The sequence below is a fragment of the Arthrobacter sp. APC 3897 genome (assembly GCF_030407495.1).
Taxonomy (GTDB): Bacteria; Actinomycetota; Actinomycetes; order Actinomycetales; family Micrococcaceae; genus Arthrobacter_B.
Window position 1 is genome coordinate 59,580 of the sequence record NZ_JASDDG010000010.1, and the last position, 15,712, is coordinate 75,291.

The following is a 15,712-nucleotide window of genomic DNA, read 5'->3' on the forward strand; positions in this document are numbered from 1 at the left end:
ATTTCAATTACAACCGCATACGGTTTCAACATGTTTGTGCTGACGATCGACCAAAAAGGCAGCCGCAAGGGCCGTGACCGGGTGCCGGACCTGCTGGAGCTGTTGGCGGAGGTGCCAATGGACCGGCCCTTTGAGCGATCCGTCGGCGATGAAGTCCAGGGAATCACCCATGATGCCGGTGCAGCGGTGGAGGCCGCCCTCATCGCCCTGCGCAGCGGCCACTGGTCGGTGGGGATCGGCGTTGGCGCGGTTGACCTGCCGCTGCCGGCCAGCACCCGGGAAGCCTCAGGACCGGCCTTCGTGGCAGCGCGTGAAGCAGTGGACCGGGCCAAGAAAACCGGCGACCGCCCGCCCCTGGCAGTGGCAGGGGCGCCCGGAGCAGCTGACGCCGAAGCCGTTCTGGTACTGATCGGACGGCTGATCCGGGACCGCACCCCGGAACAGTGGCGCATCCTGGAGCATGTGGAGCCCGGAATCTGGGGCGCCCAGAGCGCAGCGGCGCGCAAGCTCGGGATCAGCCCGCAGTCCGTGGGTAAAACCACGGCACGGGCCGGGTGGCAGGAAGAATGGGCTGCCCGTCCCGCGGCGGCGGTGCTGCTGGCCCGCGCCGATGAACAGGCCGGTTCCCGGGACCCGGCACGTCTTGAGGACCCGGCACGTCTTGAGGACCCGGCACGCCCAAGCATTGGATCTGGGCCAACCAGCGGCGAAGGGGCGCTCCGGTGATGGACTTCGTGTGGGTTGTCCTGGCTCTGCTGGCAGCCGCAGCAGGCGGGTGGCCCGTTACCGCCGCAGTGCTGAGGCTGGCCCGGGCCGTGGAAAACTCCGGCCCTCCGTTCTCCGAAGCAGATCCGGCTGCCGATCAAAACCTCGATGCGGAACTCGCCTCGGGCAGCCGGGCAGATCCGGGCGTGATCCGGCCGCCGGGGTCCAGTGCCGCTCCCGGGCTGCGGTCGGGCAGCCCCGTTCCGGGTTCCGTGCTCCGCGGCGGACTGGTCATCGGTGTCCTGGAACGGCTCGCCGTCGCGGGTGCCATCCTCGCCTCCGAACCGGTCGCCATCGCTTACGTGGTGGCTATCAAGGGCTTGGGGCGGTATGCCGAGCTGAAGGAAACACCCGCAGCGGCCGAGCGTTTCATCATCGGCACCCTCACCTCCATGCTGTGGGCTGTGGCGGTCGCCACCGCAGCGCGCGCCTTCCTGCTGTGAGAAACGCATCCCTTAGGCTGGGTCAATGAGCATTTTCGCAGTTGAATACGTGTACGACGCCGATTCCAACTCCATCCGCGAGGAGCACCGCCCCCGCCACCGCGAGTGGCTGTCCGGTCTGGTGGAGGAGGGCCGCGTCCTGGCATCGGGTCCGTTCGCGGACGGAGCGGGAGCACTGCTGATTTTCACCGCTGAAGACGAGTCGGACCTGCTCTCCCTGCTCAAACAGGATCCCTTCGCTTCGGTGGGGGCCATTTCCGGAATGAAAACCACTCAGTGGTCACCGGCAGTGGGCGCCTTCGCGCATCTCGTCTAAGCCCTGAACGATATTCGTACTCCCGGCGCTTGTCCGGGTGGATAATGGACTAGCGCGGATCCGTACCGCGCTTTTGCCGAATACATGCCGAAAAGGCACATGGAGGACGTTTTGACCTCGGTCAACCTTGGAATGCCAGCAGCACCGCCGCCCACCCTGGCCCCGCGGCGAAAAACCCGTCAGATCAAAGTGGGCTCAGTTGGAGTCGGATCCGATTTCCCCATCAGCGTCCAGTCCATGACGACAACGCCAACCACGGACATCAACGCCACCCTGCAGCAGATCGCAGAGCTGACGGCGTCCGGCTGTGACATCGTGCGTGTCGCCTGCCCCAGCGCCGATGACGCCGCGGCGTTGCCGATCATCGCGAAGAAGTCCCAGATTCCGGTGATCGCAGACATCCACTTCCAGCCGAAGTATGTCTTCGCGGCCATTGACGCCGGCTGTGCCGCGGTTCGGGTGAACCCGGGCAACATCCGCAAGTTCGATGACCAGATCAAGGAAATCGCGCAGGCGGCCAAGGACCACGGAACGTCCATCCGCATCGGTGTCAATGCCGGCTCGCTGGATCCCCGTTTGCTGGCCAAGTACGGCAAGGCGACCCCCGAGGCGCTGGTCGAATCTGCAGTCTGGGAAGCGTCCCTCTTCGAAGAGCATGACTTCCACGACTTCAAGATTTCAGTGAAGCACAATGACCCGGTGGTCATGGTGCGTGCCTACGAGTTGCTGGCGGAACGCGGCGACTGGCCGCTCCACCTGGGCGTGACCGAAGCCGGTCCCTCGTTCCAGGGAACCATCAAGTCCGCAACCGCCTTCGGTGCGCTCCTGTCCAAGGGCATCGGCGACACCATCCGCGTCTCCCTGTCGGCCCCGCCGGTGGAGGAAATCAAGGTGGGCAACCAGATCCTGCAGTCGCTGAACCTGCGCCCGCGGAAGCTGGAAATCGTGTCCTGCCCGTCCTGCGGCCGTGCCCAGGTGGACGTGTACACTCTCGCAGAGCAGGTCACAGCCGGACTCGAGGGCATGGAAGTTCCCCTCCGCGTCGCGGTCATGGGCTGCGTAGTCAACGGACCGGGCGAGGCCCGGGAAGCTGACCTCGGGGTGGCCTCCGGCAACGGCAAGGGCCAGATCTTCGTGAAGGGGGAAGTCATCAAGACTGTTCCCGAAGACCAGATCGTTGAGACCCTCATTGAAGAAGCTATGAAGATCGCAGAGAGCATGGGGGAGTCCGATGGCGAAAATGCTGGCACGGGTGGCCCCATGGTTACAGTCGGCTAAAGCCGTGACAACTGACCGCCGCGGACTCGACGTCCGCGGCGGTGCGGCCGGTGAGCTCCGCATTCTGGGCAGGGCTGACACCGACGCCCTCCGGGAGCTCGCCGGGCAGGACCCGGTGGCCAACATTTTCCTGCTGTCCCATCTCGAGGCGACAGGCACGGCCGCACCCACCTCCGCCGGCGGGCGGATTGTCGGCATGTTCGACGGCGGGGAACTCAGCGCAGCCTGCTGGGCGGGAGTGAACATTGTTCCGGTGGGCGTCACGGCGGAGAACGGTCCCGAGATCGGCCGGTTCCTTGGCCGTTCCAGAAACAACTACTCCTCGATCTTCGGACCGGCGGAAGCGGTGTTGTCCATTTGGTCGGAACTGCAGCATGCCAGCCCCCGGCCCTTCGATGTGCGCAGTGACCAGCCTCTGCTGCAGATGACCGGAGTGTCCAAGGTGCAGCCTGCTCCGGGGCTGCGCTATTCCCAGCCGTCGGAGCTGGACGTCCTCCTGCCCGCGTGCGCTGCCATGTTCGAAGAGGAAGTGGGCTACTCGCCCGTCTCCGGGGGAAGCCACCACTACCGGCAGCGGGTCAAGTCCCTCATCGCCCGCCGGCAGTCCCTGGTGGACTTCGATGCTTCGGGGCGGGTGATCTTCAAAGCGGAACTCGGCACGGTCTCCAGCAGTGCCGTCCAGATCCAGGGTGTGTGGATGAACCCCGCCTACCGCGGACGGGGGCTTGGCGCTCCGTACATGTCAGCCGTAGTTGAGGCAGCCCGGCAGGTGGCACCGCTCGTCAGCCTGTACGTCAACTCCTATAACACGCCTGCCCGTGCAACATATGAAGCCGTGGGGTTTGAACAGGTTGGCACCTTCGCCACTATTCTCTTCTGACGCCCGGTGATTTCGCGTGAGACGCATCACCACCCTAGGATCATCAGTGCACTTCCTGGAAGGTACACAGACGATCAGGTTCCGTTGCCGGCCGGGCCGGCAACGGTGCAAAAACTGGGGGAAAAATGAAAAACACCGTAAAGGCCGGCACCCTGCTGCTTGCAGGGATGCTGGCCCTTTCTGCCTGCGGCAGTTCCGACGAGACGGCTTCCGCCTCGGACGGGGAGGCAGCGTCCGCATCGCCGTCGTCCGCTGCCGCCCTCGCCGTCGGCCAGGAGCAGTACACCGAAGCGGAACTCCTGACGGCTGTCGAAGCAGTAAACGCAGCTGAGGGCGGAACCGGCGTTGTTTCCGACGAGGCGGCCTTCCGCCAGTATCTGGCTGATCAGTCCCTTCCTGAGGGCATCGCGATCACCCCTGCTCAGTGTGAGGAAATCGCAGGCTTCGCAACCTTCTTCGGTGACGTGGAGCAGGCCCATATGGCGTCCCTGAGGCTCGGTGACGACCAGAAACTCACACTGGTCAGCCATCCGGATGCGACTGTCCCGGACACTCAGATGCGGGACAACGAGGACCTGCTGGGCGATTGTGTCGAGTTTGAGATGGGCGACGAGGAATTCACCGCCGCCGGCACCACTGAGCGCCTTGATGTCTCCACGGAGGCACCTGCCACGCAGGCCTTCAGCCTGACGCTGACTGCCGAGGGCACCACCCTGAGCGGAGTGAAGGTTTCCGCCGCCTCGGGCACCACCGGCATCGTGGTCACCAACAGCAACGCAACGGACCCCGAGGAAGCAGCGGCCCAGGCCGCCGAGCTCATCGACACAGTCCTCGCGGAGCTTCAGAAGTAAGCACCGCTTCAGCCTCCCGGTGCCTTCGCAGCCAGAAGGTGCCGGAACCATCAGCGCTGGCGGGTGTCATCCGTCAGCAGAACACATTGGGGATCACCATGAACAAATCCATGAAAGCCGGAGCACTGCTTGTAGCCGGCGTTTTTGCACTTTCCGGCTGCAGCGGTTCAGACGAGGGCAGCGGATCCGCAGCCGAATCCTTGCCGTCGGCAACCGCAGCACCCACCCCCACGCCAACACTGGCCGTGGGCCAGGACCAGTACACGCCGGCCGAGCTTGAAGCCGCCTTGGCTGCCGTCCTGGCTGACCGCGGCATGTCGGGTGAAGTCATCACCCAGCAGGACCTGGCTCCCATGCTGGAAGGTGCCCCTGATCAGCTGGCCGGCGTGGTGATCACTCCGGAACAGTGCGACGTCCTGGCCTCCGCTGACATTGGCGCCGCGCTGGACAGCGCGAACATGGCAATGATCATGCTCAGTGACACAGACACCCTGACCATTGCCAGCCACCCGGAGGCAGCCATCATGGACAAGCAGGTGGAAGAGAACGCCCGGCTGCTGGATGAGTGCGCGCAGTTCCGGATGGAAGCCGGCGGGCAGGTCATCAGCGCTGAAGTGGACTCCGTCGATGCGTCCACGGACGGAGAAACCACCCAGGCATTCCGGACCACGGTTACCGCCGCCGAGCAGGTAACTGACGTTATTCAGGTCAGCGCAGTATCCGGCACCACCAATGTGCAGGTCAGCATGACCGGCGGACTGTCGGGTGCCGCGGAGTCCGGGGAAGCCGTAGCCCAGGCGGAGACGATCATCAACGAAGTGCTCGCCGAGCTGGAGAAGTAAGGGCTGCGGCCCGGGCCCCCGCCCCCGCCGCCGTCGTCCGCCTGTCCGGAGGCGGCGGCAGCAGGCGCTAGATTAGAAGGGAGCAGTATTTCCTTCTTTGTCCCAGCATGAATGCAGCCACCGGCTGCAGAAACGGATACCCAGCGTGGTCCTTCGACTTTCCACCCTTTTCCTGCGCACCCTGCGTGATGATCCCTCCGACGCCGAGGTTGCCAGCCACCGCCTGCTGGTGCGCGCCGGCTATATCCGCCGCGCCGCCCCCGGCATCTACTCCTGGCTGCCGCTGGGCCTGCGCGTCCTGAGTAAGGTCGAAACCATCATCCGCGAGGAGATGGCTGCCATCGGCGCCCAGGAAGTCCACTTCCCGGCACTGCTGCCGCGCGAGCCCTACGAGGCCACCAACCGCTGGACCGAGTACGGCGATAACCTGTTCCGCCTGCAGGACCGCAAGGGCAACGACTACCTGCTGGCCCCCACGCACGAGGAAATGTTCGCGCTGCTGGTCAAGGACCTGTACAGCTCCTACAAGGACCTGCCGGTCTCCCTGTTCCAGATCCAGAACAAGTACCGCGACGAAGCCCGGCCGCGTGCCGGCCTGCTGCGCGGCCGCGAATTCATCATGAAGGATTCCTACTCCTTCGACATCGACGACGACGGCCTGGAGGCCAGCTACCAGGCCCACCGCGGTGCCTACCTCCGGATCTTCGAGCGCCTCGGCCTGGACATCGTGGTGGTGTCCGCTGTCTCGGGCGCCATGGGCGGTTCCAAGAGCGAGGAGTTCCTGCACCCGACACCGGTGGGCGAGGACACCTATGTCCGTTCCGCCGGCGGCTACGCAGCCAACGTTGAAGCCGTCACCAGCGTCGTCCCGGACGAGATCGACTACACCGGTGCTCCGGCCGCACAGGTTGTTGATACCCCGGACACGCCCACCATTGAAACGCTGGTGGCCGTGGCCAATGAGCGGTTTGGCCGGGAATCCGGCGAGTGGACCGCCGCTGACACCCTGAAGAACGTGGTCCTGGCCGTTACCCTGCCCACCGGCGAACGCCGGATCGTCGTCGTCGGCGTTCCCGGTGACCGCGCCGTGGACCTCAAGCGCATCGAAGCCAACATTGGTGCGCACGTGGAAATCGGCGGTGAACTGGAGGTGGAAGCAGCCACCGACGAGGACATCAGGAAGCACCCGGGCCTGGTCAAGGGTTACATCGGCCCGGGACTGTCCCTGGAAGAGTCAGTCCTGGGCACCGAGTCGTCCACCGGCCTGCTGTACCTGGTGGACCCGCGCGTGGTCTCCGGCACCACCTGGATCACAGGTGCCAACGCTGCAGGCAAGCATGTCATTGGTCTGGTGGCCGGCCGCGACTTCACCTGGGACGGCGTCATCGAGGCCGTGGAAGTCCGCGAAGGCGATGAGGCTCCGGACGGATCCGGTCCCCTGGAAGCCGCACGCGGCATCGAGATGGGTCACATTTTCCAGCTGGGCCGCAAGTACGCTGAGGCGCTCGGCGTGAAGGTATTGGACAAGAACGGCAAGCTGGTCACCGTGACCATGGGCTCCTACGGTGTGGGCGTCACCCGCGCCGTTGCCGCACTGGCCGAGTCCAACCATGATGACAAGGGCATCATCTGGCCGCGCGCCGTGGCTCCGGCCGACGTCCATGTGGTCGCCACCGGCCGCGGCGAGGAAATCTTCACCGCCGCTGCCGAGCTGTCCGAAGCACTGGAAGCCGCCGGCCTGGAGGTCATCTACGACGACCGCCCCAAGGTCTCTCCGGGCGTGAAGTTCGGCGATGCCGAGCTGATCGGCGTTCCCACCATCCTGGTGGTGGGCCGCGGGCTGGCCGACGGCGTCGTGGAAATCAAGGACCGTGCCACCGGCAATGCCGAAAACGTTCCGGTGGCTGAAGCGGTGGAATACGTGCGCCGTGCAGCTGCACAGTAACGACGCCGCGTGGTCTCCGGTCTCGAGGAGATTCAGTTCGCCACCATCCTCCTGGTGGTGGCGGCGGGCCTCGCCGCAGGCTGGATTGACGCGGTAGTGGGAGGCGGGGGGCTGCTGCAGCTCCCCGCCCTGCTGCTGATCCCGGGCATCACCCCGGTGCAGGCCCTGGCAACGAACAAGATGGGATCCATCTTCGGTACCACCACCAGCGCCGTCACCTATTACCGCCGCGCCCACCCGGACCTGAAGACAGCCCTGCCAATGGCCGGCGTCGCGCTCGTGGGCAGTTTTGGCGGCGCAGCGCTGGCGGTTTCACTGCCGTCCTCGGTGTTCAAACCCATCATTGTCATCGCCTTGATTGCAGTGGCGGTCTTCACCGCCCTGCGGCCCACGGTGGGGGAGCTGACCAAGCTCAGGCACACCGGGCGGCGGCACTACGGAACTGCCGCCGGCATTGGCCTGGCGATCGGGTTCTATGACGGGCTGATCGGCCCGGGCACAGGGTCCTTCCTGATCATCGCGATGGTGACTTTCCTGGGCTACAACTTCCTGGCGGCCAGCGCCAAGGCCAAGATCGTGAACATGGCAACCAACCTTGGGGCGCTGGCGTTCTTCCTGCCCAACGGAGCGCTGCTGTGGGGGATCGGCCTGGTTCTGGGCTTTGCCAACATGATCGGCGGCTACATCGGCGCGCGAATGGCAGTGAAACAGGGCAGCAGGTTCATCCGCGTGGTGTTCCTGGTGGTGGTCAGCGCGCTGATCTGCAAGCTCGGCTACGACGTGTGGGTGGAGAACATCCGCGGTTAGGGCACGCTCACGCGGCGAGTGAGGCAGCCACCCACACCGAACGTTGGGCGCTGTCCCGCTGTCCGGTCCGGGTGTAATCCAGGGCGTTCTCCACCTCCCGGAGCACGCTCCACTGCCGGGCAGCTTCATAGTCCAGTTCCGCAGCGCTGCACAGCCCTGCCAGCCTTCGCCGCAGCGCCGTCCGGGGCCGGTCACCGTCCAGCTCCTCCAAGCGGTTCCAGAGCATGGGGGCCGCAGCAAACTCCGGCTCGCCGACCATGGCCTGCGGATCGATGGCAACAAAACCCTCTTCGCCGCCGGCGCTGCCGTCACGGTACAGGATGTTCCCAAAGTGCAGGTCGGTATGTATCAGCACGTCATTGCTGCTGCGCCTGCCCACCGCGCCGCGGGTTTGGGAGACCTCCAGGGCGGCTTCCAGCAGGGCCCGGTCAAACGGCCGGCCCAGATCCTCCCAGTCAGCTGGCAGCTCGTCTGACAGCTGCTCCACGCGTTCGGCCAGGGAGGGGACGCCGGCCCAATCGGGGGAGTGCCCTGCCGGCAGGGAGAGCATCCGGACGAGCTTGCCCCAGACCTCCACGGCTGTGTCCATATCCGTTCCGGCCAGGCTTCGCCGGTGGTCCAGTCTTTCCAGCAGGAGCGTACCGCTGCCGGAATGGCTGGCGTGCAGCCGGACCGCTCCGTGTCCGGACCATAGACCCAGGGCTGCCGGCTCGGTCAGCGCTTCCGGGTGTGGATAGGCGGCTTTCAGGACAGCGGGACCGCGGGGAGAGGATACCGGGAGCACCAGCGCTCCGTGGCCGTGCCACGGTTCGGTTCCCGGGGCCAGGTCCGGGGTGAGATCCCAGCGCTCCATGGCCTCGGAAACCGCCTGCGGAAGGCCTGCGAGCCACTGGCGGCCGCCCCGGGAGACGCCGTACTGCCGCTGCAGGGCCGCAGGCACGGGGACAGGCGCCGTCACGGCTTCCTGCAGGCAGCACGGGCAGGGGAGCGGGACAGGCAGAGCGAGCTATGGGGCATGACTACAGGCTAAGGGGTGCCGACTGCCGCCGGCAGCCCTCCAGTTCCGGCATCCACCCCGGGCAGCACCGGCGCAGGGGTTCCGTCCCGGTAAAGAGCCGTGCTCAGCTCCGTCAGCCGGTCAATGGCCCATACCCGGACGCTGCCCGTTCCCAGGGCGGCCAGATCCGCATACACGGCGGGCAGCGACGCCTCCAGATCCGCCAGTGCCCCGGCGGGATCACCGCGGAACGACGCCGGCAGGGAGTATGCGGGCGCAGGGGCCAGCGCCGGCAGGCAGAGTTCAGGCAGCAGCTCCACGCCCTCCTCACCGGCAGCCAGATGGGCTTCGCGCTCGGCGGCCAGGACGGCACGGGAATCTGCGGACGTGCGGGCCATGGCGACCTCGTAGGCGTACGCCGCGCCGTATTCCGCATCAACGGCACCCTGAAGGGCGCCGGCGGCATCGGGACGGTCCGCTGCCGCGGCTTCCGGGGATTCATGCGCCCGCGGCGGGGCGGCACCGGAGCCTGCCGTTGTGTCCGGGCATTTGCCGGTTGTGCCGGCCACCCCGGGGGGGTCCCATGCTGCGGGGACATCAAGCCCCGCGGCCCCGGCGGCACGAAGGGCCAGGACCTGCTGTGCGGCGCCGGTGGAAGCCAGCAGCCGGGCGGTGCCGGCATCGGCCCGGATTGCCGCATCCAGGCTGCTTCGGGCAGACGCCGCCAGTGCCTGCACATATGCGGCGGCGGGGGCAGTGTCCGCACCGGATGCCGATCCTGCCGCCGAAACCCCGGCGGGCACGCTGCCGCTCCGGAGACTGCCGGCGCGGGCCAGGAGGACCGACTGCTCGGCAAGGACCTCGGCCTGGGCACTGAACTCGTCAATGCGGGGCTCAGCCTCCCCGCGGGCCGGCACGGTGCCGGGGGAGTCTTGGGCCGGGGAAACGGATAACTCACGCGCCTGCCGTGCCAGGTACGCTGCCGCGGCCCGCGCGTCGGCCTGCGCAATCTCGGAAAAACTCGCGGGACGGTCCTCGGCGGTTCTGTTTCCGGCGACCATGTTGAAACTGAGGACCACGGCTGCCAGGACCAGCAGCACAGTGGTGCGCCTCACGCTGCCCAGGACCGCCGCCGCCCGTCCGGCGCGGCCGGCCGCGGGCGCTGCGCGGGACGGGGACTTGTTCACAACCTCTGATGATGCCATGAAACAGGCCCCCGTCTGCTGCGATGCCGTGGGGACTCTGGAAAGTCGGTACGCTAGTACGTACAACATCATCTAGTGGGAGGCACCTATGGCGGTTCGGCCCAGCCCCAAAAAAGACACGTCATCGGATTACCGCAAGAAGGCCATGCACGCAGAAATTACCGCTGAAACCCAGCGTCTCAAGAACTACCTCGCCCCCACGGTTGAACAGCAGCAGCTTTTCCTCGAGGACATCGAGATCAAAATGGCCGGTGCCTCCCGCACGGTGCACGTTATTGTGGACCTGCCCGAGGGAGAGGCCGGCGGCGTGAGCCTGGACCGGATATCCGACGTGGCACACGCAGTCTCCGAAGCCATGGATGCGGACCCCAACGATGACGGACGCCCCTATCACCTGGAGGTTTCCTCTCCCGGTGTGTCCCGTCCCCTGACCGAGCCGCGCCACTGGCGCCGCAACGTCGGGCGGATGGTCAGCGTGAACATTGTGGACGGCGACGACGTGATGGGCCGCCTGGTATCGGTTGAGGACAGCGGAATCACGCTGATCCCGGAACTGCCGGTCAAGAAGGGCATGAAGCCCAAGCAGGGTGCGCAGACCACGCTGCCGTTCGGCAGCATCCGCAAAGGACGTGTTGAGGTCGAATTTGCGCACATAGACGACGTACCGCTGGACGGCGACGCCGACAGTGATGAAGAAACCACAGCTGAGGAGGCCTAAATGGATATTGATATGAGTGCGCTGAGGCTGCTGGAACGCGAACGGGAGATCCCCCTGGATCTGCTGATTCCGACCATCGAGCAGGCGCTTTTGGTGGCTTACCACAAGACGGCCGGGGCGCAGGACAAGGCCCGCGCAGAGCTGGACCGCAAGAACGGGCACGTCACCATTTGGGCCACGGAGCTGGACGACGACGGCGAGGCCGTGGGTGAGTTCGATGACACGCCCACCGGGTTCGGCCGCATTGCTGCAAGCACCGCGCGCCAGATCATCCTGCAGCGGCTGCGCGACGTCGAAGATGACGCCATTGTGGGTGAGTTCAAGGGCCGTGAAGGGGAAATCGTCTCCGGCCAGATCCAGCAGGGCAACAACCCGCACATGATCCAGGTCAACCTGGGTTCCGTTGAGGCGCTGCTGCCTCCCACGGAGCAGGTCCCGGGCGAGAAGTACACCCACGGATCCCGGCTGCGTGCCTTCGTGGTTGATGTGCGCCGCGGCTTCAAGGGTCCGTCCATTACGCTGTCCCGCTCCCATCCGGGCCTGGTACGCAAGCTCTTTGAGCTGGAGGTTCCCGAGATTGCCGACGGCAGCGTCGAGATTGTTGCCCTGGCCCGCGAAGCAGGCCACCGGACCAAGATCGCCGTAAAGGGCCACGTCCCCGGCATCAACGCCAAAGGTGCCTGCATCGGCGAGATGGGGTCGCGCGTCCGTGCGGTCATGACTGAACTGCATGACGAGAAGATCGACATTGTGGACTTCGACGAAGACCCGGCGACCTTCATTGCCAACTCCCTCTCGCCGTCGCGCGTGAACTCCGTCACCATCACCGACGAAGATACACGTTCGGCACGGGTGGTTGTTCCCGATTACCAGCTTTCGCTGGCCATCGGCAAGGAAGGGCAGAACGCCCGGCTGGCGGCAAAGCTGACCGGCTGGCGAATTGACATCGTTTCCGACGCCAAGAGCGCCTAAGCACGAGGCTCTTGCGCGTGGATGCGGCACAGGGAGAGAAACGCGTTAGAATGGACGAGGCCGGGTCACCCTCCGCTTTCTTTTTGTCCCCTGCAGCCTCAGGCGCTGCAGCGCACGTCCCGATAAGGACATGCATAGGGTGCAGGAAAACGGATGACCAGGCCGTACTGATGCGGTTGGCAGCAGTTGGCGCGGAAGGCAGGATTGCCGTCCGGGTTGACGAACGCCGTCGTATGTCTGGCCGCGGGGCCTGGGTGCACCGCGGGACAGCATGCTTTGCAGCAGCGCTTCGGCGACACGCCTTCAACCGGGCCTTTCGGGGTTCGGTGGACACGGCGGACGCGGAAGCTTGGTTCAAGGCTCTTGAGGACGCTCCGACCGGGAGCGGACTCGAAACCGTCCAACCTGAAAGCGGGTCAGAAATCTGATGGAAACCCGATGAGTACCCAGCGATGAGTGCTTTGTTGTGCTCTGTGATGGGCTTTGCTGCACCTGCAGTGGAAGCCCGCAGGAAATAGACGGTTCGTACCTGGCTCGGTGCGGACCGAGACAGGAGAAATGTGGCCAAGGTCCGCGTACACGAGCTCGCCAAAGAGCTCGGCATCACCTCGAAGGACGCAGTTGCAAAACTGCAGGAACTGGGCGAATTCGTCCGTTCCGCCTCATCAACAATTGAGGCACCCGTAGTCAAGAAGCTTCGCGGCGCCTTCCCGGCGTCCGCATCAAAGCCCGAATCCAAGCCGGCCGAGAAGGCCGGAACACCCGGCCCCCGCCCGTCGGCAGCGCCCGCTGCTCCGGCACCGGCCGCACCTGCCCCGGCTCCTTCTGCGCCTGCGGCAGCCGCACCGGCAGCTCCGGCTCCCGCTGCTCCGGCCCCCTCTGCTCCGGCTCCTGCCGAAGCAGCAGCGCCGGCACCGGCTGCCCCGGCAGCATCAGCTCCGGCCGCGGACACTGCTGCCGCACCGTCGCCGGGCGCCAAGCCCGGTGCACGTCCGGGCCCCAAGGCTCCGGAGGCTGAGAAGCCTGCAGCTTCCACCGACGGCGGACGCAGCAACGCGCCCCGTCCGGGCGCTCCGCGTCCGGCAGCACGGCCGGGCAACAACCCGTTTGCTACCTCCCAGGGCATGCCGCGCCCCCGTGGCCGCGGCGAGAACGAGCGGGGAACGGGCGCACCGCGCCCGGGCAACAACCCGTTTGCTCCGTCCCAGGGCATGCCCCGTCCGGGACGCCGTGACGAGAACACCGAGCGTCCGGCAGCAGCAGGCGCAGGCGGCCCCCGTCCCGCAGCCGGTTCCGGTGGTCCCCGTCCGGGCGCACCGCGTCCGGGTGCACCCCGTCCGGGCGCCCCGCGTCCGGCATCGGCACGTCCGGCAGGTCCCGGCGGTCCCCGCCCGACTCCGGGCATGATGCCCAACCGCACCGAGCGTCCGGCAGCCCCGGCACGCGGCGGTGCAGGCGGCGGTCCCCGTCGCGGACCGGGCGGCGCTCCGGGCGGAGCTCCCGGTGCAGGCGGCGGCGCACCCGTTGGCGGCGGCTTCGGCAAGGGTGGCCGCGGACGCGGCGGCACAGCCGGTGCTTTCGGCAAGGGCGGCGCAGGACGCGGCAAGCAGCGCAAGTCGAAGCGGGCAAAGCGGCAGGAACTGGAGCAGATGTCAGCTCCGTCGCTGGGCGGCGTTTCAGTACCCCGCGGCGACGGCAACACTGTTGTCCGTCTGCGCCGCGGCGCGTCCATCACGGACTTCGCCGACAAGATCGAGGCCAACCCGGCAGCACTCGTGACCGTACTGTTCCACCTCGGTGAAATGGCAACGGCCACGCAGTCACTGGACGAGGAGACCTTCGGTGTCCTCGGTTCGGAACTGGGCTACAAGATCCAGGTTGTCTCGCCGGAAGACGAAGAGCGCGAACTGCTGAGCACGTTCGACATCGACTTCGATGCCGAGCTTGAAGCCGAGGGCGACGACCAGCTGGAGGCACGTCCTCCGGTAGTCACCATCATGGGTCACGTTGACCACGGTAAGACCCGCCTGCTGGATGCCATCCGCAACACCAAGGTGGTTGAAGGTGAAGCCGGCGGCATCACCCAGCACATCGGTGCTTACCAGATCCAGTTTGATCACGAAGGCACCACGCGTCCGATCACCTTCATTGACACCCCGGGTCACGAGGCATTCACTGCCATGCGTGCACGAGGTGCCAAGGTCACCGACATCGCCGTCCTGGTTGTTGCAGCCGACGACGGCGTAATGCCGCAGACGATTGAAGCACTGAACCACGCCCAGGCAGCAGATGTGCCGATTGTGGTCGCAGTGAACAAGATCGACAAGGAAGGCGCCAACCCGGAGAAGGTCCGCGGCCAGCTGACCGAATACGGACTGGTTCCCGAAGAATACGGTGGCGACACCATGTTCGTGGAGGTCTCTGCACGCCAGAACCTCAACATCGACGCCCTGCTCGAGGCCGTGCTGCTCACCGCAGACGCTGCCCTGGACATGCGAGCCAACCCGAACAAGGACGCCCGCGGTATTGCGATCGAAGCGAACCTGGACAAGGGCCGCGGTGCAGTTGCCACCGTCCTGGTCCAGTCCGGAACGCTGAAGGTCGGCGATACGATCGTTGCCGGCACGGCCCATGGCCGCGTCCGCGCCATGTTCGACGAGAACGGCGTCAACGTCACCGAAGCCGGACCTTCCCGTCCGGTGCAGGTGCTGGGTCTGTCCAACGTTCCCCGCGCCGGTGACACGTTCTTCGTGACCGACGACGAGCGCACTGCCCGCCAGATCGCTGAAAAGCGTGAAGCTGCGGACCGCAACGCTGCACTGGCCAAGCGCCGCAAGCGCATCAGCCTCGAGGACTTCGATCAGGCTGTCGCTGACGGCAAGGTCGACACCCTTAACCTCATCCTCAAGGGTGACGTTTCCGGTGCCGTGGAAGCCCTGGAAGATTCGCTGCTCAAGATCGACGTTGGCGAAGGCGTGCAGCTGCGCGTCATCCACCGCGGCGTCGGTGCCATCACGCAGAATGACGTCAACCTGGCGACGGTGGACAACGCCGTCATCATTGGCTTCAACGTCAAGCCGGCCGAGCGCGTTGCCGACCTGGCCGAGCGTGAAGGCGTGGACATGCGCTTCTACTCCGTCATCTACGCAGCAATCGATGACATTGAGCTTGCACTCAAGGGCATGCTCAAGCCGGAGTACGAGGAAGTTCAGCTCGGCACCGCCGAGGTCCGCGAAGTCTTCCGTTCCTCCAAGTTCGGAAACATTGCCGGCTCGATCGTCCGCTCCGGTGTTATCCGGCGCAACGCCAAGGCACGCGTCACCCGCGACGGCAAGGTTATCGGTGACAACCTCACCGTCGACTCGCTCAAGCGGTTCAAGGACGACGCCACCGAGGTCCGCACGGACTTCGAGTGTGGTATTGGCCTCGGTTCGTTCAACGACGTCAAGGAAGGCGACATCATCGAAACCTTCGAAATGCGGGAGAAGCCGCGCGTCTAGCAGTCACCCGGCGGGGCCCCCGGCATTCCGGCGGCTCCGCCCCGGCGGACGGGCCGGCACCACGGTGCCGGCCCGTCCGCTGAGGCCTGTCGGTCCGGCCCGCAGCTTTCCTGCGCCTAACCGACGCCTGACGTACACGATGGAACGGCCTTGCGCCGTCGTTGTGTGCGATTCCCAAAAACTGAGTTAAGGA

Annotated in this window: 15 protein-coding genes; 13 read left to right on the forward strand and 2 right to left on the reverse strand. The window is 66.0% G+C overall.

All coding sequences use genetic code 11. The features are described from left to right. Nucleotides 1-30: 30 nt before the first annotated feature. The 9 genes from QMA10_RS06710 to QMA10_RS06750 all read left to right on the forward strand — a co-directional run bounded on the left by QMA10_RS06710 (nucleotide 31) and on the right by QMA10_RS06750 (nucleotide 8,127). Entirely contained in the window at nucleotides 31-726 is a 696-nt protein-coding gene (locus QMA10_RS06710; RefSeq protein ID WP_290167054.1) for a MarR family transcriptional regulator, read from the forward strand. Beyond that, the gene (locus QMA10_RS06715; protein ID WP_290167055.1) at nucleotides 726-1,208 is read left to right on the forward strand and encodes a hypothetical protein; all 483 of its coding nucleotides are present in this window, start codon (nucleotides 726-728) and stop codon (nucleotides 1,206-1,208) included. Before QMA10_RS06710 ends, QMA10_RS06715 begins: the two co-directional genes overlap by 1 nt. Before the next feature lie 25 nt (nucleotides 1,209-1,233). Further along, entirely contained in the window at nucleotides 1,234-1,524 is a 291-nt protein-coding gene (locus tag QMA10_RS06720; RefSeq protein WP_290167056.1) for a YciI family protein, read from the forward strand. Between the two features lie 111 nt (nucleotides 1,525-1,635). Beyond that, the gene (gene ispG / locus QMA10_RS06725; RefSeq protein WP_290167057.1) at nucleotides 1,636-2,802 is read left to right on the forward strand and encodes a flavodoxin-dependent (E)-4-hydroxy-3-methylbut-2-enyl-diphosphate synthase; all 1,167 of its coding nucleotides are present in this window, start codon (nucleotides 1,636-1,638) and stop codon (nucleotides 2,800-2,802) included. A 4-nt stretch (nucleotides 2,803-2,806) separates the two neighbouring features. After that, the gene (locus tag QMA10_RS06730; protein WP_356834041.1) at nucleotides 2,807-3,682 is read left to right on the forward strand and encodes a GNAT family N-acetyltransferase; all 876 of its coding nucleotides are present in this window, start codon (nucleotides 2,807-2,809) and stop codon (nucleotides 3,680-3,682) included. Nucleotides 3,683-3,807: 125 nt separating this feature from the next. Then, nucleotides 3,808-4,533: a hypothetical protein gene (locus QMA10_RS06735; protein ID WP_290167058.1), complete on the forward strand. Its 726-nt coding sequence runs from the start codon at nucleotides 3,808-3,810 to the stop codon at nucleotides 4,531-4,533. A gap of 98 nt (nucleotides 4,534-4,631) precedes the next feature. Then, nucleotides 4,632-5,375: a hypothetical protein gene (locus QMA10_RS06740; protein ID WP_290167059.1), complete on the forward strand. Its 744-nt coding sequence runs from the start codon at nucleotides 4,632-4,634 to the stop codon at nucleotides 5,373-5,375. A gap of 145 nt (nucleotides 5,376-5,520) precedes the next feature. Continuing rightward, nucleotides 5,521-7,320 (forward strand): proline--tRNA ligase, encoded by a 1,800-nt coding sequence (locus QMA10_RS06745; protein WP_290167060.1) that lies wholly within the window; start codon nucleotides 5,521-5,523, stop codon nucleotides 7,318-7,320. 9 nt (nucleotides 7,321-7,329) lie between these two features. Next, nucleotides 7,330-8,127: a TSUP family transporter gene (locus QMA10_RS06750; protein ID WP_290167061.1), complete on the forward strand. Its 798-nt coding sequence runs from the start codon at nucleotides 7,330-7,332 to the stop codon at nucleotides 8,125-8,127. 7 nt (nucleotides 8,128-8,134) lie between these two features. Here QMA10_RS06750 and QMA10_RS06755 read toward each other — a convergent pair whose 3' ends face one another. Both QMA10_RS06755 and QMA10_RS06760 read right to left on the reverse strand, forming a co-directional pair. Beyond that, nucleotides 8,135-9,085 (reverse strand): aminoglycoside phosphotransferase family protein, encoded by a 951-nt coding sequence (locus QMA10_RS06755; protein ID WP_290167062.1) that lies wholly within the window; start codon nucleotides 9,083-9,085, stop codon nucleotides 8,135-8,137. 68 nt (nucleotides 9,086-9,153) lie between these two features. Then, nucleotides 9,154-10,329 (reverse strand): DUF4439 domain-containing protein, encoded by a 1,176-nt coding sequence (locus QMA10_RS06760; protein WP_290167063.1) that lies wholly within the window; start codon nucleotides 10,327-10,329, stop codon nucleotides 9,154-9,156. A gap of 88 nt (nucleotides 10,330-10,417) precedes the next feature. Here QMA10_RS06760 and rimP point away from each other — a divergent pair, with 88 nt between their 5' ends. The 4 genes from rimP to infB all read left to right on the forward strand — a co-directional run bounded on the left by rimP (nucleotide 10,418) and on the right by infB (nucleotide 15,519). After that, nucleotides 10,418-11,047, forward strand: coding sequence for a ribosome maturation factor RimP (gene rimP, locus QMA10_RS06765; RefSeq protein ID WP_356834048.1), 630 nt, complete (start codon nucleotides 10,418-10,420; stop codon nucleotides 11,045-11,047). Then, nucleotides 11,048-12,019 carry a transcription termination factor NusA gene (nusA, locus tag QMA10_RS06770; protein ID WP_104055377.1) on the forward strand — a complete coding sequence of 324 codons (972 nt, stop codon included), beginning with the start codon at nucleotides 11,048-11,050 and terminating at the stop codon, nucleotides 12,017-12,019. A 50-nt stretch (nucleotides 12,020-12,069) separates the two neighbouring features. Then, entirely contained in the window at nucleotides 12,070-12,447 is a 378-nt protein-coding gene (locus QMA10_RS06775; protein ID WP_290167101.1) for a YlxR family protein, read from the forward strand. A 132-nt stretch (nucleotides 12,448-12,579) separates the two neighbouring features. Next, the gene (gene infB / locus QMA10_RS06780; RefSeq protein WP_290167064.1) at nucleotides 12,580-15,519 is read left to right on the forward strand and encodes a translation initiation factor IF-2; all 2,940 of its coding nucleotides are present in this window, start codon (nucleotides 12,580-12,582) and stop codon (nucleotides 15,517-15,519) included. The last annotated feature ends 193 nt before the right edge of the window (nucleotides 15,520-15,712 follow it).